This is a genomic window from Achromobacter seleniivolatilans, assembly GCF_030864005.1.
Classification (GTDB): domain Bacteria; phylum Pseudomonadota; class Gammaproteobacteria; order Burkholderiales; family Burkholderiaceae_B; genus Achromobacter; species Achromobacter seleniivolatilans.
Map to the genome: position 1 here is coordinate 1,459,735 of NZ_CP132976.1, position 19,498 is coordinate 1,479,232.

General features: G+C 62.4%; 18 protein-coding genes. 12 read left to right on the plus strand and 6 right to left on the minus strand.

The features are described 5' to 3' along the window. Positions 1-2 precede the first annotated feature (2 nt). The 6 genes from RAS12_RS06555 to RAS12_RS06580 form a co-directional block, all read right to left on the minus strand. Positions 3-407 (minus strand): DUF2946 family protein, encoded by a 405-nt coding sequence (locus tag RAS12_RS06555; protein WP_306946446.1) that lies wholly within the window; start codon positions 405-407, stop codon positions 3-5. A gap of 45 nt (positions 408-452) precedes the next feature. Next, positions 453-1,166, minus strand: coding sequence for an MgtC/SapB family protein (locus RAS12_RS06560; protein ID WP_306946448.1), 714 nt, complete (start codon positions 1,164-1,166; stop codon positions 453-455). A gap of 197 nt (positions 1,167-1,363) precedes the next feature. Then, entirely contained in the window at positions 1,364-1,780 is a 417-nt protein-coding gene (locus RAS12_RS06565; protein WP_306946450.1) for a hypothetical protein, read from the minus strand. Between the two features lie 366 nt (positions 1,781-2,146). Continuing rightward, entirely contained in the window at positions 2,147-3,085 is a 939-nt protein-coding gene (locus tag RAS12_RS06570) for a c-type cytochrome (RefSeq protein WP_306946452.1), read from the minus strand. Then, positions 3,082-4,854, minus strand: coding sequence for a GMC family oxidoreductase (locus RAS12_RS06575; RefSeq protein WP_306946454.1), 1,773 nt, complete (start codon positions 4,852-4,854; stop codon positions 3,082-3,084). Before RAS12_RS06575 ends, RAS12_RS06570 begins: the two co-directional genes overlap by 4 nt. After that, the gene (locus RAS12_RS06580) at positions 4,847-5,635 is read right to left on the minus strand and encodes a gluconate 2-dehydrogenase subunit 3 family protein (RefSeq protein ID WP_306946456.1); all 789 of its coding nucleotides are present in this window, start codon (positions 5,633-5,635) and stop codon (positions 4,847-4,849) included. Before RAS12_RS06580 ends, RAS12_RS06575 begins: the two co-directional genes overlap by 8 nt. A 115-nt stretch (positions 5,636-5,750) precedes the next feature. Between RAS12_RS06580 and RAS12_RS06585 the strand changes: the two genes are divergently transcribed. The 12 genes from RAS12_RS06585 to RAS12_RS06640 all read left to right on the plus strand — a co-directional run bounded on the left by RAS12_RS06585 (position 5,751) and on the right by RAS12_RS06640 (position 19,496). Continuing rightward, the gene (locus RAS12_RS06585) at positions 5,751-6,170 is read left to right on the plus strand and encodes a hypothetical protein (protein ID WP_306946458.1); all 420 of its coding nucleotides are present in this window, start codon (positions 5,751-5,753) and stop codon (positions 6,168-6,170) included. A gap of 351 nt (positions 6,171-6,521) precedes the next feature. After that, entirely contained in the window at positions 6,522-8,111 is a 1,590-nt protein-coding gene (locus RAS12_RS06590) for a TerC family protein (RefSeq protein ID WP_306946460.1), read from the plus strand. A 360-nt stretch (positions 8,112-8,471) separates the two neighbouring features. Next, positions 8,472-9,212, plus strand: a complete 741-nt coding sequence (locus RAS12_RS06595) for a hypothetical protein (RefSeq protein ID WP_306946462.1) — start codon at positions 8,472-8,474, stop codon at positions 9,210-9,212. A gap of 40 nt (positions 9,213-9,252) precedes the next feature. Continuing rightward, positions 9,253-10,662: a DUF1254 domain-containing protein gene (locus RAS12_RS06600; RefSeq protein WP_306946464.1), complete on the plus strand. Its 1,410-nt coding sequence runs from the start codon at positions 9,253-9,255 to the stop codon at positions 10,660-10,662. 103 nt (positions 10,663-10,765) lie between these two features. Next, complete coding sequence (locus tag RAS12_RS06605) at positions 10,766-11,707, plus strand: SphA family protein (protein ID WP_306951333.1); 942 nt, start codon at positions 10,766-10,768, stop codon at positions 11,705-11,707. A gap of 76 nt (positions 11,708-11,783) precedes the next feature. After that, a complete protein-coding gene (locus RAS12_RS06610) occupies positions 11,784-12,947 on the plus strand; it encodes a formylglycine-generating enzyme family protein (protein ID WP_306946466.1) in 1,164 nt (387 codons plus the stop codon). 78 nt (positions 12,948-13,025) lie between these two features. Further along, positions 13,026-14,003 carry an AAA family ATPase gene (locus RAS12_RS06615; protein ID WP_306946468.1) on the plus strand — a complete coding sequence of 326 codons (978 nt, stop codon included), beginning with the start codon at positions 13,026-13,028 and terminating at the stop codon, positions 14,001-14,003. 8 nt (positions 14,004-14,011) lie between these two features. Next, entirely contained in the window at positions 14,012-14,986 is a 975-nt protein-coding gene (locus tag RAS12_RS06620) for a DUF58 domain-containing protein (RefSeq protein ID WP_306951334.1), read from the plus strand. Continuing rightward, a complete protein-coding gene (locus tag RAS12_RS06625) occupies positions 14,983-15,483 on the plus strand; it encodes a DUF4381 domain-containing protein (RefSeq protein ID WP_306946470.1) in 501 nt (166 codons plus the stop codon). Before RAS12_RS06620 ends, RAS12_RS06625 begins: the two co-directional genes overlap by 4 nt. Continuing rightward, entirely contained in the window at positions 15,470-16,504 is a 1,035-nt protein-coding gene (locus RAS12_RS06630; protein ID WP_306946471.1) for a vWA domain-containing protein, read from the plus strand. Before RAS12_RS06625 ends, RAS12_RS06630 begins: the two co-directional genes overlap by 14 nt. After that, on the plus strand, positions 16,489-18,087 hold the full coding sequence (locus RAS12_RS06635) for a vWA domain-containing protein (RefSeq protein ID WP_306946473.1): 1,599 nt from the start codon (positions 16,489-16,491) through the stop codon (positions 18,085-18,087). The genes RAS12_RS06630 and RAS12_RS06635 overlap by 16 nt, the downstream gene beginning before the upstream one ends. Continuing rightward, entirely contained in the window at positions 18,084-19,496 is a 1,413-nt protein-coding gene (locus RAS12_RS06640) for a BatD family protein (RefSeq protein ID WP_306946475.1), read from the plus strand. The genes RAS12_RS06635 and RAS12_RS06640 overlap by 4 nt, the downstream gene beginning before the upstream one ends. Positions 19,497-19,498: the final 2 nt, after the last annotated feature.

Sequence of the window (19,498 nt, forward strand, 5' to 3'; positions counted from 1 at the left end):
ATTTAGCGGAATACCGACAGCAAAGGCGGGGCTCGAGCGCCGAGCGGCGCGCCGGGTACGTAGGTCTGGACGGGGCTGGGAGGCGCCCGCGCCGCAAGCGGGTGGGCCATGACGGCCACCGGTGCCAAAAGCAAGACGGGCGAAGGCGGCAAGGCCACGGCGGCCAGCGCCATGCCCACCGGGCAACTGGCGGCTTGGGCCGCATGGCGTTCGTCTGGCGCGTCGTCGTGCCGGGCCGGGCCAGCTACCCAGATCGGGCCGGCGGCCGAGCACAGCTGGATTAACGCGCCGCTTTGTTGTGTGGCGGGCATGAAGCCCTGAGGCACCATTGCCTTCAGCACGAACAGCATCAGCACCAGCCAAAGGCCGGTGGTGTGGCGGTTCAGGGAGGAAAGCGAGCTACGCATGGTCGGCGCTAATTCTAAAGCGTTTCACCTAGCCCGTCGCGAGTCCTACACGGTGCGGGCCGCCCAGAATGCCGTGCGCACAGCGGGGGAAGCGGCGATGAGCGCGGTGACGCGGTCCAGATCCAGTTCGTCGACCGACGCTTCGCTAAGTGCGGCTTCGATCTCAACCTCGTTCTCGCCGAACTGGTCGATCTTCAATTCAGACAAGGGCAGTTGTTCGCTTTCCAGCACGTCTTCCAACACGGTCATCGCCTCTTGCCGGAATTCCACATTTGCAATGACGTGAATCACGTTCGTGACTTCCGATGTTTGGGAATCCAGCGGCTGGCGGTTCACGTAGCTGACGACAGGACGCAGCAAGGTATTGGCAGCCAGGACGAACGCGGTGGCCGCTACGGCTTCCAGCATCAACGACGCACCGGCACAGGCGCCGATTGCGGCCGAGCCCCAGAGGGTTGCTGCGGTGTTCAGCCCGCGGATGCTGCCGCCTTCGCGCATGATGGCGCCCGCGCCCAGGAAACCCACGCCTGACACGACATAGGAGATCACGCGGGTGCCGCCGTCAGGGCCGCCCACTCTAAAGGCGAGATCTACGAAGATGGCGGCGCCCACAGAGACGAGCACGTTGGTGCGCAAGCCAGCGGTGCGCTGCCGGAACTGGCGCTCGAAGCCGACGATGGAGCCCAGCACAAAGGCCGTCAACAGGCTGACCAGCGTATTGGCCAAGGGCAGGAATTGGATGTTCTCGAAGTTTTTCATCTTCTACTCAATGTTCAGCTTTTGACTGGCGCCGCGCCCGGGCAGCGGAGCGCGGCGCCGATGTCAGGGCAGGCGCCAGACCGAGGCCAGCACCAGGCCGATGCCAATCAGCCAAATCAGCGCCAGCGCAATCACACGCGCAAGCAACAAGGTCTTGTACGGGTCTTTCATGACAATCTCCTTGCAGCGGAGCGGATTCAGGCGGGCAGGACGGCAATGGATGCGCCGGCATCGCTTTCCCAGTGCACTCGGCGCACGTCCGGGCTTTGGCCCAGCCGCAGCGCTACCGCATTGAGCAGATTGCGCAAGTGGGGCGGGCAATGCAGCGTGACGACCGTTGAGGTCAACTGATCGGACTCGGCCCGTGATATCCGCACAGCAAGCACCGGCAGATTCAGCCCTTGCAGCTCGTAGTACAGCTGTTTGCGCAAGGCGTTGAGCGTGGCGCTGACGCTGACAATGGTGAATTGATACACCGGTGTTGCAGGCCGTTGGGCCGCAATAGGGGCTGCGCTGGCTTTCTTGGCGGCGGGCGTCTTGTTGGGCGTGTCCGCGCCCAGGGTGCGGGCGTCAAGCGTCCGATCCAGGAACGGGAAGAGTTTTTTGATGCGCATGTTCGTCTCCTTGATGGGGGAGTACGGTGGAAGGTCCACAGGCATGCGCCGCCTGACCGGCCGAGCGTGGGCGCAACTAAGCCCGCGTATCGCGTCGGTAAAGCAGTAAGGGGAAAGGGTTTTAATACCCTAAGTCCTGGCTGATCGCAGGACTCGCGCAGAAAAAGGTTTCTGCGGACCCTGCGTCAAGCGGCGCCAGCAGTCGTAAGTCGACTACATCCGTCGTTGTCCACAGTGATCTCTAGGTGGTTGAAGTGCCGCGAGTATACCGCTAGATCTAGGGTAAATACCAGTAAAATTCGGCGCGGCCAGCAGTTTGCGTTGTTGGCCCGTTGATCGCTAGGTGCGATCACACGGGCCTTCTGCTTACTTGGGTGTGGGTGGCGGTCCTGCGTAATACAGCGCCAGCGCTTCGATTTCCTTATCGGTCAGCCGTTGCGAGAACGCACGCATGACGCCGACGTCATCGTTCTGCCGGGAGCCATTGCGAAATGCGGTCATCTGGTCGGTAAAGTATTCCTTGGATTGCCCCGCCAGACGGGGTAGCAAGGGGCCTTCACCCATGCCGCGCAAGCCGTGGCAATTGGCGCAAGCGGGCAGGGCGCGCGGGCCATCGCCCTGTATGTCCAGTTTGCGGGCGGTTTCGCCGCCGAACTCACCCACATGCAAGGGCGGCCCGGCCAGGGTGCCGTAATACGCCGCTACCTGGCCGATCTCTTGTTCGGTCAAGGCGCGCGCGATGGTGTTCATCAGCGGTTGGATACGCGTGCCGCTGCGGAAGTCCGCCAACTGCTTGGCCAGATAGTCACTGCTCAGACCAGCCAGATTGGGAAAGATACCGCCAGTGGGGGTAATGCCTGCGGGACCGTGGCAGGCAATACAGGCTTGAACGCCCGCGCCAGGTTTGCCATTGGCAGCAAGTTGCTTGCCCGCTTCGGGATCTGCGCCGCGCAGAAAACCCTCCCAGGCGGGCCGCGACGCACTGAAATCCAGAGCGCTGCGTCCAGGGACTGGCGTGGCTGGGGCGGATGCTGCTTGGGGCGCAGGCGCAGTCCCCGCAGCGGGCGCAGGTGGAGCGGCAGCAGGGCTGGAAGATGGACTGGCTGTGGCTGGCGCAGCAGAAGCGGGTGTTGTCGTGGCCGGGGTTGCAGCAGCAGGTGTTGCAGTTGCCGTGACGGCAGACGCCCGGATCAGACCGTCGCCGCCTGTGCCCACCATCTGATGCCAGGTTGCGACCAGCGTGACGAACGGCGGCCCGATCATCAGTGCGACGGCGATGGCAATGCCTTTGCGATGTTCAATCATGATGACACCAGCTGGCCCGGCGAACGCAGGTAGTCCGCCTTGATTTTGTCCACGATCCAGTAAGCGGTGGCGCCCACGGTGCCGGTCGGGTTGTAGCCCGAGTTCTGCGGAAACAGCGCCGCGCCGGTCACGAACACGTTGGGCACATCCCACGATTGCCCGTATCGGTTCACCGCGCTGGTGGCAGGGTTGTCACCCATGGCCGCGCCGCCTGTCAGATGGGTGGACTGATAGGCGGTGGCGGAAAACGGTTTCTTGCGGGGGCCGGGTTCCGTGCGCGATATGCCTTTCATCGCGCGGCCAATGGCGTCGCCTTTTTCCGTCAGGAACGCGGACATGCGTATGTCATTGTCCGGAAAGTCGTAGGTCACACGCAGCAGCGGCAAACCCCAAGCGTCTTTATAGGTCGGGTCCAGGCTAAGGTAGCCGCCGCGCCAGGGTTGCGCCGACCCAGTGATGGTGATGGATGCGGAGTGGTTGTAGTAGCGCTTGACCGCTTTTTTCCATTCGCCCCCCCAGGACGGCGTGCCTTTGGGCGTGGGGTGATAGCCGATGGGCGCGCCGCTGACGACCTGGATTTGCAGATACCCGCCGCCCACAAATCCCAGCGGTCCATGGTCAAAGTTGTCGGCGCTGAAATCGTCCATGGTCACCGCGACGGCGCCCGCGCCCATGAAGGGATTGATATTGACCGACTCGTCAAAGAACAGGTTGACGCCCGAGGTGGTCTGGTGCGTGTAGTTGCGTCCGACCACGCCGGTGTCCGTCACAGGGTCATAAGGTTTGCCGATGCCAGACAACAGCATCAGCCGCACGTTGTTGATGCCGAATGCGCAAAGGACCACGATTTCGGCAGGCTGGAAAACCTCTTCACCCGCCGCATCCACGTAAGTCACGCCGCGCGCGCGCTTCTTGTCCGGCGTCAGCTCCACTCGAAGCACATGCGCGCCGGTGCGGATTTCAAAGTTCTCCATCTTCATCGCCACCGGCAAAATACAGACCTGCGGTGACGCTTTGGCAAAGTGTTCGCAACCGAAGTTGGAACAGAACCCGCAATACACACAGGCGCTCATGTGGAGCCCTTCGGTGTTGACGTAGGGCCGCGTACAGAGCGCCGAGGGTTGCACGTAAGGGTGGTAACCCAGCGATCTCGCGGCCTCGCCAAACAGGGCGGGCGCGTAGGGCACCTTCATGGGGGGATTGGGATAGGGCCTGGAACGCCACGGCTCGAAAGGGTTGCCGCCTTCTTGCTTTTGACCCTTGAGATTGCCCGCCTGACCCGATGCGCCGATCAGGTAGTCATACCGGTCGAAGTACGGTTCCAGTTCGTCATAGGTCAACGGCCAGTCCTGACAGGTCAATTCCTTGTCGAAGATGCCTGCGCCGTAGCGCTCCGTGTAGTGACTGCGGATGCGGAAATCCGTGGGGTCGAACCGGTAGTAGGCGCCCGACCAATGGTTGCCCGCGCCTCCAAGATGTGTGCCGGGATACGCGAACTGCCAGCGGCGCATGGGTAGCGCCTTCTGGTCGGTGTTATTGCGAAAGGTGAAGGTTTCGGTGGCGGCGTTCTGATGCAGTTCGTGGCGGCGTGTGTACTTGAGTTCGTCGTGGACATTCGGCCCCTGAAAATCCGGAGACGGCCAGCGCGCCTGACCGCGTTCCAGCACGACGACGCGCTGTTTGGCCGCAGCCAATTCCTTACCGATGATGGACCCCGTCCACCCTCCGCCAATAATCGCCACATCCACTGCGGGTAATGTCTTAGCCATGTCCGTCCCCCGGTTTCATCGTGTGGCTTTTGGCGTTGGCGATCGACACGGGCTGGCCGGCCCAGATCACGCCGTGTCGCTCGATATCGTTTGAGAACGAGGCAAAGGCGCCGGGAAAGCCAACCAGCTTCCAGCCCACCATGTCGGCGTTGCCACCGTAAAGCGGGTCGGAAAAAAAGCCCTCGATGGTGGCGTCCAGCAGGGCTTGGAAGAACACATCTGACGGCAGCGGAGAGAAATCGGGTTTGCCCGCCTGCATGTCGTGTAACCAGGCATCCTGCCTGGCCGTATCCAATTCGGCGAATGGCTTGCCGTCCTGCTTGCGGGCAGCGGCATCCAGCGCGGCCAGGCCGCGGCGAATCATTTCGGCGGGGGTGAACGACAACTGATAACCCTGTTCGGGCGTGCCTTTTTCAAACGGGCCCTGACGGTAGAACTGTTCGCCCGCGCCCCATGCGCCCGCAAGCTGTCCATCCAGAAAGGCCGTTACGCCAGCCTCCTTGGCGCCCGGCCCCAGATCATCGGCGGGAATCAGGCGCGACGCGATCGCGTCCATCGCCAGGGCTTCCTGCGCATTGAAAAATCTGAGTATCCGGTTCGCAGGGGTGGCGCTCGCCGCCCCGGCAGCGGCGTTCGTGGCTGTTGTGGGATTGGGCTGCGCCGTGGCCGGCGCGCTGTGCCCCAGGGAGGCCCAGGCTGCGCCTGGAACCCCAACAGCAAGGGCTTTTAGCAGCTCCCGCCGTCCCGAGACAGGTTGATCGTCCGTGGGTTGATCGTCCATACATCACTCCAGCATTGGGGCAGGCACGCGGCTTGCCCCTGGGTGAATGAGATCCCGCACCAGCTCGTTATCCGTCGGCGCTTAGTTTGTCACTGTTTTCCCATTGGAGACAATTATGAAAAGCCACAAACTGCTACTGCTGTCCGCATTATTTGCAGTGTTGCCCTGGCATGCGGCCGGGGCGCAATCCCGCCAAGAGGTGCTGGTGGCGCAGGCATCGGTACCGGCCCAGCCCACGCCCACCCCTGATGACAAAACCGCGCCTGCCAATGCAATGGGCAAGCCCATCCCGGGCTCGCCCGCCGATCAGAAAAAAATGCCATCAGGTGAAAAAATGGACGCAGGCAAATCGGGCGACGAATCCAAGGCCGGCTCCAGTCCCAGGCAAAAGGATGGCGGCTCGGACACGAGCATGGGGCAGGGCACGCCGGGCGGCAAAACAGGCGCGCCAGATAATGCAGGCATGCCGGGTTCAGGGGCCTCTTCGGGATCTGGCGGCGGCGCGGACATGCGCCCGGCCGGTCCCAAGCCCTAGCGGCTAAAGATTCAGGTAATATTCAGGTTCCTGTAAGAACGAGAGCATGGCGGTTTGCGCGCTTCGCGGTTGCCTCAGGCACCCGGCGCCTATTCCGCCCCTTATGACCGAAGACCCTCCTCCTAGCAGGGCGCCGCAACCGCTGCGGTGCCCAATGACCCTTCTTTCTATATCTACGGCAACCGGCTTGCGCCGGCGCGCCCATCCGGCCCGCGCCAACGCTGCGACTCCGCAGCTGGCCTGCCGCGCCCCGCCACAAGCCGCACAGCCGGCGTCCGCCCGCATCCCCACGCTAGTCCAGACTTTTCCTGACGCCTCTAGGCGTCCGCACCTGTTTTCCGTGGAATAACGATGATTTTCGAATGGATGAACGACCCTACCGCCTGGCTCGGCCTGGCGACGCTGGTCATTCTTGAGATTGTGCTGGGTATCGACAACCTGGTGTTCATTGCGATTTTGGCCGACAAACTGCCGCCCGCGCAGCGCAACCGCGCGCGGATGATCGGCCTGACGTTGGCGATGGTGATGCGCCTGGGCCTGCTGGCCAGTATTGCGTGGGTGGTGACGCTGACCGAGCCGCTATTTTCGATGCTGGGCACGGAGATATCCGGCCGCGACCTGATCCTGATATCAGGCGGCTTGTTCTTGCTGTTCAAGGGCACGATGGAACTGCATGAGCGGGTGGAAGGCAGTTCCGCCCATGACAGCGGCCAAAAGCCGCAGCATGCGGTGTTCTGGCAAGTCATCTTGCAGATCGTGGTGCTGGACGCGGTGTTTTCGCTGGATTCCGTCATCACAGCCGTGGGCATGGTGCAGGAACTGAGCATCATGATGATCGCCGTCGTGCTGGCCATGGCCGTCATGATGTTGGCCAGCCGCCCGCTCATGACGTTCGTGGGACGCCATCCGACAGTGGTGATCCTGTGTCTGGGCCTGTTGCTGATGATTGGTTTCAGTCTGGTCGCCGAAGGTTTGGGCTTCCACGTGCCCAAGGGGTATCTGTACGCCGCGATCGGTTTTTCGATTTTGATCGAGTTGTGCAACCAGTTGGCGCGCCGCAACCGGGCCCGTGGCACGCATGCGTTGGGACGTCGCCAGCGCACCGCGCAGACCGTATTGCGATTGCTGCGCGCCGGCCGCAGCGGCGGCCTGCCCGGCCAGACTGCTCCGCAGGCGGACGAAATGGTCGCACTGGTAGATAGTGTGGGCGACGAGCCAGCGTTCGCGCCCGAGGAAAGCTCGATGATCGAACGCGTGCTGTCCATCGGCGCGCGAGATGTGCGATCAATTATGGTTCCGCGTGGCGACATGATCTGGCTGGACGTGAGCGACGCGCCCGACGCCATCGTGCGCAAATTTGCATCGGGCCATTCCCGCTTGCCGCTGTGCGCGGGCGACCCCGCCAATGTGCTGGGGGTGCTGCACTTTAAGGATCTGTTGCCGCTTTTGACCAACCCCGGTGCGATAGACCTGGTCGAACTGGCCCGCGAAGCGCGCTATGTGATGGAGACCACGCCCGTACTGAAGGTGCTGGACGAACTGCGCGCCACGCGTGACCACATGCTGATCGTGGTGGACGAACACGGCGTCTGCGAAGGCCTGGTCACGCCGCTGGATGTGCTGACCGCCGTGGCAGGCGACCTTCCTGAGCACCAGGATGATCAGCCCGATGCGTTGCAGTTGTCCGATGGTTCCTGGCTGCTGGATGGGCGGCTGGCTGTTGGTGAAGCAGCCCGCTTGCTGGATGTGCCGGCGCTGGATGAGGAATACCCGGATGCCACCTTGGCAGGTTGCCTGTTGCGCGCCGGGGGCCGTATTCCTGATGCGGGCGATACCGTGGCATGGCGCGATTGGCGCTTTGAAGTGACCCGCCGCGACGGCTTGCGTGTTGAGCAGGTGCGGGCTCGCAGAATTGATCAGGAGCATGGCGCAGTGGCATAAAAATAAAGCGCGTACGCATTATTGCAGCGGAGTATTCCGAAAGAATATTCCGCTGTTTTTTTGCAACAACGTAACCTCGCTATAGCGCGCAGACCCTTGTCACAGCAGGGAAATATGGCGTTTCGGGGGGGCGGGTAGATGCTGTTGGTGAAATTAAAACTCTATGCCAATATTGCGACAGATTTCAGCTTTGTCAGAAATTTCCTAACGCTTTGTAAATAGCTTCATTCGGTATCCGTTGGTGTTTGTGGTTTGTTATCTCTTACTGGGGAACAACGCATGCGCAGTATTCGGTCCGCAAGTGAGGGATTTCGTAGGGCAGGAGCGGTAGCGCTGGTCGGGATCGGTGCAACGTCATGCTTGTCTTCAAGCGTGTTCGCGCAATCTGCCGATGACGCCAATAAGAGTAATAATCCGCTGAATCTGGCTCCGTCTCTGAATTTTCAGAACTACTACACGCCGACGCTCTACGGCACCAACGCGCATACCAATGATTTTCTGATCCGGCCGACGATTCCGATCGCACCCGGCGATTGGATCGGCGTGCCGCAAATTTTTCGCATGACTGCTCCGGTCAGCACCCGTCCGCAGGCGGACGGCGGCTACAAGACCGGGCTGGGCGACCTCAACGTTTTCGATATTTTCCTGTTGCAGCAGGGCGTGGTGGACATCGGTATCGGTCCCATGCTGACCATGCCCACGGCAACCAGCCCGGAATTGGGTGCAGGCAAGTGGTCGGGCGGCCTGGCGGCCGTGGCGGTCCATGCCAGCAAGGAAGGGCTGCTGGGCGGTCTGGTGCAATGGCAGCATTCGTTCGCCGGGCAGAGCGCGCGCGACACGGTGCACACCGCAACCTTTCAGCCCTTCATCATCCGGAACCTGCCGCAAGGCTGGTATGTGCGGTCCACGGCTACGTGGACATTCGACCTGCAAAAGAACAACTACACCATTCCTGTCGGCCTGGGCGGCGGCAAGGCATGGCGCGTGGGCAAGAACATCTTCAACGTTTTTGTTGAACCGCAATGGACCGTGGCGCATAAGGGCGAAGGACTGCCTCAGTTCACGGCGTTCGCCGGTTTGAACATCACGTTTGCACACTGACGCGGGCCCATCTGGCGCCGCAGTTTTCAGGAGTGACCGCATGGGTAGCGTTGTTTCGTCATTACGCAGGTTGGGCGTGGCAGCCGGGTTGATGACCGGCGTGATCACGCTCGCCGGGTGTGTCAGCCAGCAGGCAAAGGCGCCACCGCAGGCTGACAGCGTGCGCGCAATCGCCAAGGAGGCATATCTCTATGCCTACCCGATGCTCTACAACTACAAGACCATGTATGTGCAGGCCATCCACCCGGGCGATAAGGCCTATGTGGGCGGCTTTGGCAAGTTCCGCCATTACTCCCAGCCCTATACCCCTGAAAACCGCGAGATTGTCACCCCGAACAACGACACGCCTTACTCCTGGGCCTGGCTGGATTTGCGCGCCCAACCTTGGGTGCTGAGTCTGCCCGCCACCCCGAAGGGGCGCTACAACGTTTTCCAGATGGTCGATCTGTATACCTACAACTTCGCGTACGCGGGGGTGCGGTCTACGGGGTTTGGCGCGGGCAATTATCTGATCGCGGGCCCGCACTGGAACGGCGGCACGCCAAAAGGCATCACGAAAGTGTTGCGTTCCGAGACGGATTTTGTCGCCATCCTGGGGCGCACGAGTCTGAACGGCGCTGCCGACGTGAAGAACGTGCAGGCGCTACAGGCGAAGTACCAATTGCGGCCTCTCAATGCGTTTGAACGACAGCCCGCGCCCGCTGCCGCCGCGCCGGTGGATTGGCTGCCTTGGGATGAGCCGCGCGCGACCTCGGTGGACTTCATCGCTTATCTGAACCAGCTGTTGCAGTTCACGCAGCCGCAGCCTGCTGGCGAAGAGGCCATGATGCGCCGCTTCGCCACGATAGGCATCGCGCCGGGCAAGCCGTTTGATGCATCCAAGCTGGACGCTGCCACGCGCCAATCCATCGCCGACGGTGTCGCAGACGCCAAGGCAGCGCTGTTGCAGGCCCAGAAACAGACGCGCTCTTCCATCGGTCTGTTCGGATCGCGCGAGGCCATGGGCAGCGACTACACCAAGCGCGCCGTGGCGGCCGCGATGGGCATATACGGCAACTCAAAGGAAGAAGCGATCTACCTGGGCTACGAGGAAGACGCACAGGGCAATCCGCTGGACGGCAGCAAGGCCTATGTGATCCGGTTCGAACCAGGCCAGTTGCCACCGGTGCAGTTTTTCTGGTCCATGACGCTGTATGACTTGCCGGGCCGTCATCTGGTCGAAAACCCCATCAAACGCTATGCGATCGGCGACCGTACGCCCGGTCTTAAATATGGCAAGGACGGCTCATTGACGCTCTATGTGCAGCATGCTCGGCCCGCCAAGGGCAATGAGTCGAATTGGCTGCCGGCGCCAGAGGGCAAATTCAATATTGTTGCCAGGTTCTACGGTCCCAAACCGGCGGTCATCGATGGCACATGGAAGCTGCCGAAAGCGGAATTAGCGCCATGAGGCGTCGTGCGGGCCGGTGCAAGCAAGGCACGCTGTTGCAGCAAGTACAAGGGAAAGAGTGATGCGGATACTCGTCAGCAGTTTCTTTCGTGGCAAGGGTGTGATGGCCGGACTGGCGGCCGCGGCCGCGTTGGCCGCGCCGGTCGCCGCGTGGGCCACGGAGGGGGCCTTGGGCCGGCAGGTGACGGGCACTAATGTGCAACCCAATGCCGGCATCGTATCGCCGGAGCCTATTTGGGCCGTGAATTTTGCGGAGATCTACCTGGACGGCAACATCAGCGGCAGCCGCAGCGTGCCCGTAGGGGGCAAGACAACGTTAGGGATAGACGGCAAAGTGGCGTTCACGCTTGCGACCGTCCTGAAAACCTGGGATACGGGACCGGGACGCTGGAACTTCGCTTCCAGTTTTACCTTGCCCTATGTCTGGACCAAGGTAAGCGCCGGAGTCACCGGGCCTGGGGGCAGGACGGTAGGCCAGACCGATACCGCCTCGAACCTGTTCGACCTGTATTTTTCGCCCATTATCGCGGGCTACCATTTTTCAGAGACGTCGCATCTGGCACTCAGTTTTAATTTCTGGGCGCCCACCGGCAAATACGACGCCAACAACCTGGCCAACCCCAGTCTGAATAACTGGACCTTCATTCCACAGGTGGCCTACACGAAGATTTTTCCGGAGTCCGGGTTTCAACTGGACACGGTCGCTGGCGTGCAGTTCTACACACGCAACAATGCTACTGACTATCGCAACGCGCCTGTCTTCAGCATGGACGTAATGGGCCGCAAGATGTTCAGCAATGGCGTCAGCGCCGGTCTGGTGCTGGGCACGATACAACAACTGGGCAACGACAAGGGTCCCACAGCCGATCGGCTCAATGGCTTTCGGGGACGCGACTGGGCGCTGGGCCCAATCGTGACATACGACAGAAAGCTGGCCGACAAGCGATCGCTGTCGTTGGGCCTGCGCTGGGTGCCCACCATCAGCAGCACGAACCGTCTGGACAGCAGCAGCACCTTCATGGCGAGCGCCACGCTGGTGTTTTAAGCCTTACGAGCATCTATCGGGCTGCCCGAAAGCCGGGCGGCGGTCAGCAAGATACGTCTGTTATCGGGTGATTGATATGGCGAAGCAAACACAAGGGAAATTCCGGCTGGTTGGCGCATTGCTGTTGGGCGGCGTGGCGCTGGGCGTCGCGGCCAGCGCAAGTTATCTGGTGCTGGGCGACGATGGCCGGCCTGAACCTGTCAAAGTGGTGCTGGGCGACGGCAAGACCGGCCCCCCGGGCATGGCGTGGGTGCCCGGCCGCGAATTTCTGATGGGCAGCAGCCACAAGCTGGCGCAACCCAACGAAATGCCAGCCCACAAAGTGGGCGTCAGCGGCTTCTGGATGGATGTGAACGACGTGACCAATGCGCAGTTCCGACGCTTCGTGCAGGCGACGGGTTATGTCACCACGGCGGAACAGAAGCCCAAATGGGAAGACCTGGAAGTGCAGTTGCCCCCAGGTACTCCGCGCCCTGACGACAGCCTGCTGGTGCCTGGCGCCATGGTGTTTGTCGGCACGGAATCTGAAGTGTCCTTGCGTGACTACTCGCGCTGGTGGCGTTATGTGGCGGGCGCTAGTTGGAAACACCCGCAAGGCCCCGGCAGTTCGATCGAGGGCAAGGACGATCATCCCGTCGTCCAGGTGTCGTATGAAGATGCCAAGGCCTATGCCAAATGGGCCGGCAAACGGCTGCCGACCGAAACCGAATGGGAGATGGCGGCCCGAGGCGGGTTGGAGCAGGCCACCTACACCTGGGGCGAAGAATTGCTGCCGCAGGGCAAGGCCATGGCCAACATTTGGGACACCCAGCAAAAGCAGCCGTTTCCCGTGGTCAAGGACGAAAAGGTTCAAGTGGGCACGATGCCCGTGGGCAGCTTTTCACCCAATGGTTATGGGCTGTTCGACATGGCGGGCAACGTCTGGCAATGGACCTCCGACTGGTATCGCGCCGACGCCTTCAAGATTCAAGCGCAGTATCGCCGCGCGCCGGTGGACCCGGCGGGCCCGGCCGATAGCTTCGATCCAGACGATGGCATCGTGCCCGTGGGCGCGCCCAAGCGCGTCACGCGCGGCGGCTCGTTCTTGTGCAGCGACACGTATTGCATCAGCTATCGCACCAGCGCACGGCGTGGCACAGATCCGATGAATGGCATGTCGCACCTGGGCTTTCGTACGGTCATGACAACGCAGCAGTGGAAGCTGGCGCAGACGCAGAAAAATGGGATCGCCAGCCGGTAGGACATAAACGGCCGCACAGGCCAAATTCGACGGCGCCGCCGCGCAACGCGGCCCGTGCCCCGTCAAACAGGAGAGGGAATGCCGACCGTCTACCGCGACAACATCCTTGACTTGGAACGCGCCATTGCGCAGTCGGTTCTAGGGCAGGATGGCGTAATCCGCGAAGTGCTGCTTGGATTGCTGGCAGACGGCCACGTGCTGCTGGAAAGCCTGCCTGGCTTGGCCAAGACCCGCACCGTCAAGGCGTTGGCCGCGCATCTGGCGGCTGACATGAGCCGCATTCAGTTCACGCCGGATTTGCTGCCATCAGACATCACCGGCGCCGAGGTTCTGCAACAGGACGCTCAGGGGCAGAACCATATTCAGTTTCAGCAAGGCCCTTTGTTTGGAAACCTGATTCTGGCCGACGAAATCAACCGCGCTCCGGCCAAGGTGCAAGCTGCCTTGCTGGAAGCCATGGAAGAACGGCAAATCACCGTCGCGGGCACGACGCACCGGATGCCGGGACTGTTTATGGTGCTGGCCACGCAAAATCCGATTGAACAGGAAGGCACGTATCCCTTGCCCGAAGCGCAAATGGACCGCTTCATCATGAAGATTCAGCTGGATTATCCCGATGCGGACAGCGAGATCCGGATGTTGTCCTTATTGCGCGGTGAATCCCGTCAGGATGACGCGCCTGCCCAGGCGCGCATGACGCAAGAGACGCTCTTCGCCTGCCGCGCAGAGATCAATCAGGTGCACGTGTCAGACGCGCTGGACCATTATCTGGTGGATCTGGTCAATGCGACCCGGCGGCCGGCCAACTTCGACGCGGACTTGGCGCGGTGGATTCAAGTTGGCGCGAGTCCCCGCGGCGCCATCGCGCTGGACAAGGTGGCGCGCGCCCATGCGTGGCTGGCAGGGCAGGATTTTTCGTCGCCCGACGATGTCCGCATGGCGGCCAAACCGGTGCTGCGGCATCGGCTGCATTTGTCTTACGACGCCGTGGCCGATGGCGTGACTGCGGATCAGGTCATCGACAAACTGCTGGATGTCGTTGCTATTCCTGTGTGAGCCCGATGATGCCTGCCACTACCGCCATCGCTCCCGACGTCCAGGTCCGCATCCCGGATCTGATGGCGCTTGAGCCGGCGGCGCGAGGGCTGCGTTTTTCCAGCCGCCAGCCAGTCAATAGCATCCTGGCCGGTCAGCACGGATCAAGGCTGCGCGGCCGGGGGCTGGACTTCGAGGAGTTGCGGCGGTATCTGCCGGGTGATGACTTGCGCCAGTTGGACTGGCGGGCCTCGCAACGGCTGGGCAAGCCTTATGTGCGCACGTATAGCGAAGAGCGCGACCGTCCTGTGCTGGTCGTGGTGGACCAGCGCATGGGCATGTATTTTGGGTCGGTCCGCAGCTTCAAATCCGTGGTGGCCGCCCGATTGGCGGGTGTGTCCGCATGGATGGCCTATCAGGCAGGTGATCGCGTCGGTGGCCTGGTGTTCAGCGATGATGGCATTGATCAGGTGCGCCCGTTGCGCAGCCGCGAACGCATACAGGCGCTGTTTGCCGCCATTGTCAGGCGCAATCAGGCGCTACGGGCGGATGCGCCAGATGTAGACGCGTCTGCCCGCTTGAACGAAGCGCTGCAAGCGGCCTTGGCCAGTGCGCCGCATGACTGCCTGGTCTGCCTGATCAGCGATTTTGCTGGCGCGGACGACAACACCTTGCGTCTGCTGCGCACCCTGGCCGCTCACAACGATGTCATCGCCAGTCTGGTGTATGACCCTTTGGCGGTGCGCCTGCCATTGCATGGCCGGCTGGTCGTGACCCAGGGTGAGTTGCAGGTGGAGTTGGCCGCAGACCGGCAACAGGTGCGGCAGCCTCTATCTGATTTCTTCACTGGCCGGTTGCGCGATGTGGCCGAACTGCTGCGCCGCAGCCATGTGCCCTTGCTGTCGATCGACACCGCGGACGATACGCTGACCCAGCTAAGGCGCGAACTGGGCAGGCAGGCCGGCAGCGCTCGTGCGCCGGCTGGCGGAGGGAGCCGTCCATGAATGCGGATACTTCGCCCTCGGTTGACCAGTTGCTTTCCTTGCCGCTCCCTGCGCCGGTCAGCTATTGGCCGCAAACTTGGGGCTGGGCTGCAGTGCTGTTCGTCGCGGTGCTGCTGGCTGTCGTGCTCACTTGGCGGGCCGCTCGCAACCGTCAACGCAATCGCTATCGGCGGGAAGGCCTATTGCAACTGGATGCGCTGCGGGTGGCGGCACAGACCGACCCGCTGGCCGCCCGGGAGCTGCCAGCCTTACTCAAGCGCGTGGGTTTGTCCTCGGTAGTTCAAGACGATAGAGCCAGGGTAGGGGCGTTGACGGGCGCGCAGTGGGTGCGGTTCATGACGGAAGACCACGGCGTTTTTGAGCCGGAAACGGACGCCTTGCTGCGCACACTGGCGTATGGCCCGCCAGACACGGTGCGCGCCATTGCTCCCGCGCGGCTGCAAGCGCTGTTTGCCGCAAGCCGGCGCTGGATGGAGCAGCACCATGTGGCGGCTTGAATATCCGTGGCTGTTGGCCTTGCTGCCGCTGGGCTGGTTGGCCTACCGCTATCTGCCTTCGTACGTGCAGCGCCGCGGGGCGGTAAGAATTCCGTTTTTTGAGTCCGTGGCGCGCAGTGTGGGGCAGTCTCCGCAGCGCCCCGGCGTCCGGCGTGACGGCTGGCAACTGGCGCTGAACGTGCTGGTCTGGGCGTTGCTGGTGTTGGCGCTGGCCCGTCCGGAGCGGGTAGAGCCCCCGCTTGAACACCGGCAGCCAGTGCGCGATCTGATGCTGGCGCTGGATATCTCACAATCCATGGAGACGCAGGATTTTGTGAACCCGCAAGGCAAGCGCGTAGATCGGTTGACGGGCGTAAAGACGGTAGTCGCGGATTTCATTGCCCGCCGCAAGGACGACCGGCTGGGGCTCATCGTCTTTGGCACGGCGGCGTATCCGCAAGCGCCGCTGACGCAGGACCATGCCACATTGAACGTGCTGCTGGATCAGATCAGTACCGGCATGGCTGGGCCGAACACGGCGATCGGCGACGCCATCGGCGTTGCGATCAAACAGTTGGAGCACGCGGCCGAACGTGACAAGGTGCTGATCCTGCTGACCGACGGCAACGATACCGGCAGCGCCGTGCCGCCCGACCGCGCGGCCGGGATGGCGGCAGATCGTCACATCATCGTGCACACGATCGGCATCGGCGACCCTCAAGGCCAGGGCGAAGAGAAGGTCGACTTCGACGTCTTGCGCCAGATTGCCAAGGCGACAGCCGGCCGATTTTTCTCGGCGCAGGATCAAGCGTCGCTGCAACAGGTCTACGCCACGTTGGACCAGATCACCCCGCATGAAGTCCGCGAATTCCGGCACCAGCCCAAACAGGATTTCTTCTGGGTGCCGCTGGGGCTGGCTGTGCTGCTGCTTGGCGTGTGGCACCTGAGCGCCGCATTGCGCGGGCGCTTGGGCCGGCGCAATGCCGATCCCAATGCCGATCCCAAAGCCGGTCAGAAGGAGGGCGTATGGAAATCGACTTAAGCGCCTTTCATTTTCTGCGACCGTGGTGGCTGCTGGCCGTGCCGGCAGCACTAGCGCTGCTATGGCTGCGCAGATCGGAAGGTTCGCGCCTGGGCTGGCGAAGCTCGATTTCGCCTGCGTTGCTGCCGTATCTGACGGTGGATGCCGCGGGCAGCGCGGGACCGCGTCCGATCCACGCCGTCGCGGCGCTGTTGATACTTGGCGGTATCGCGGCAGCGGGCCCGACGTGGGAACAGGATCGGCCTCCGTTTCTGGACAACCAAGCGCCATTGATCGTGGCCGTGGATCTATCGCCATCGATGGATGCGAATGACGTCCCGCCCAGCCGCCTGGAGGCGGTCAAGCACAAGCTGCACGATTTACTGGCGCGCCGGACGGGCGCCAAGACCGGGCTGATCGCCTACGCGGGGTCGGCGCACTTGGTGCTGCCTCCGACTGATGATCCCAATTTGGTCGATCTGTTCGTTCAATCCTTGTCGACAAGTCTGATCGCTGCGCCGGGCAGGGATGTTGCCGGCGTCATCACCCTTGCAGAATCGGTCTTGCAGGCCACACAAGCCGGTGGCACCTTGCTGCTGGCTACGGATGGCGCAGACACGGACCAGCTGGCGCAGGTGCAGCAATTGGCCAAGGGCAGCGACTTCCAGATTCTGATCTTGGCAACCGGCACGGCGCATGGTGGCGTGCTGCACGATGCCCGGGGCCAGCCGCGCATGGATGCTCAGGGCAAGCCCTTGCTAGGCACTTTCAACACTGACGCGATCAAGCAATTGGCCCAAGCGGCGCGAGCGCCGCTGGGCAGCTTGACAGTGAATGAAGACGACCTGGATTGGGTCCAGCTGCACGCGCAACGGCATTTCCAGGAAGTGCAGGACGCAGGTCAGCCGATGCATTGGAAGGATGCCGGGTATTGGCTGTGCTGGCCATTGGGCCTGCTGGCGTTGTTGGGATTGCGGCGCGGTTGGAACGTCAACTGGACAGCGGGGCTACTGTTGGCGTGGATGACGGGCGTTTATCCATCGACTGCAAACGCCGGTCCTGTGGCCGACGCCTTCTTCACCCCTGATCAGCAGGGCCGCTGGGCATACGAACACCATGATTTTGCCGGCGCGGCAGCGGCGTTTCAAGATCCGTACTGGAAGGGCCGTGCCGCGTACGACGCTGGAGACTACCGCGCGGCGTTGGCCGCATTCGCGCGGCTCGACACGCCAGAAGCGTATTTTTATCTGGGCAATACGCAGGCGCGGCTGCGCAACTACGACGCAGCGTTGGCCTCGTATGACCACGCCTTGCGTATGCGCTCGCCGTTTCCCGAGGCGGTGCAGAACCGGGCGCTGGTGGCCAAGCTGCAAGCGGCGATTGAGTCCGAACAAACCGGCCAAAACTCAGACAAGCCGGACGAGGTGGCCTACGACAACAAGAAAGGCGCGGGCAAGATGGGCGATGTGGCAGTAGCCAAGGCATCTTCCGCCGATGTGTGGCTGCGTAACCTGAGTCTGTCGCCAGCGGGGTTTCTCAAGCAGAAGTTCGCCATTGAAGATGCCAAAAAGGCCGCCGCGCCGGCCGGAGGGCCTCGGCCATGACGCGATTCGTGCTGCCAGCTGATCTCCAACGCCGCGTTTGCCAGCATTTTTTTGTCAGGCTGCTCGCTTGCCTGTTGATGACAACGCCGGTGTGGGCGCAATCGCCCGCCCCGGGGCCTCAACTGCATGTGGCTGCCAGCTTGAGCGCTGGGCAGAAGCTGACCGTGGGCGCGACCGCCACATTGAATGTCGACGTGCTGACCTCCACCTGGTTCACGGAGCCGCCGCAAATAAGCGGTTTGAATATTCCAGGCGCGCTCGTGTCCGGGCCTGTGGGCGACGCGACCATCCTTCGGGACAACATCAACGGCGTCGCCTATAGCGGCTTGCGGTATTCCTATCTGATCAGTCCAACCGCGGCAGGGCCATTGCGTGTGCCCGCGTTGACCATTACCGCCAAAGCCGGACAGGCAACGGCGCCGCTCACTGCGCAGACCGTGGAACTAAGCTTGCAGGCCATAGGCCCGCCTGATTCGGCAGCAGGCCATAGGCTGGCCGCCAGCGCTGTACAGGTCAGCCAGCAGATCCAGTTTTCGGCGCAACCGCCAGCCGTTGGCGACCACATCAGCCGCGTTATTACCGTACAAGCGCAGGGCGCACAGGCGATGCTGATTCCGCCGCCTGCCATTCCCGCCGTGCCAGGATTGAAATCCTATCCGGCCGAACCCGTGCTGACGCAGCTGTCCGGCAGCCGTGGCGAGTTTCTGGGTGGCCAACGGGTGGACCGCTTGGATTATGTGGTGGAACGCCCGGGTGCCTACGAATTGCCAGCGGTGGAAATCCGCTGGTGGAACCTGACCACGAATCAGGAAGCCAGCACAACACTGCCCGCACAGCGCTTCGATGCAAAAGCGGGTGTTGCCTATCAAGCACCGTTCTCGGTAGAGCAGGATTTGCGCGACATGGGCCGGCAGGTGCAAGTGCGCGTTCCTGGCGGCTGGCTGGCGCTGGGTGCCGCGCTTGTCCTCGCCGCGCTGACGATCTGGCTGGGCCGGCCCTGGTGGCGCCGGGCCATGGCAGGGTTGCGCGGTTATGCGCAAGCGCAGCGCGAGCGTTGGCGGGCGTCCGAACCTTATGCGGCGCGCGAACTACGCCGCAGCCTGAATCACCCGCAAGGCAGGTTGGATGCCCTGTACCGATGGCTGCGGCGCAGCCGAGGCGCGGCCTCGGTCGCACAGGCGACCGCAGGGATAAGCATTGAATTGCAGCAAGCCGGCGCCATAGCGCTGCGCGATTGCTACGGCGTCGCACCTGATTCGGTGCGCGGGTTCCAGACCTTGCGGCAGGCGGTCCCACAGTGGCGCCGTGCCTTTCGTGCCGGGGGCAAACGCAGCCAGACGCACCGTCTGCTGCCACTCAACCCCTCTGATGCAAATCGCGGTACCGGTCCAACCGGCAGTTCAATCTAAGG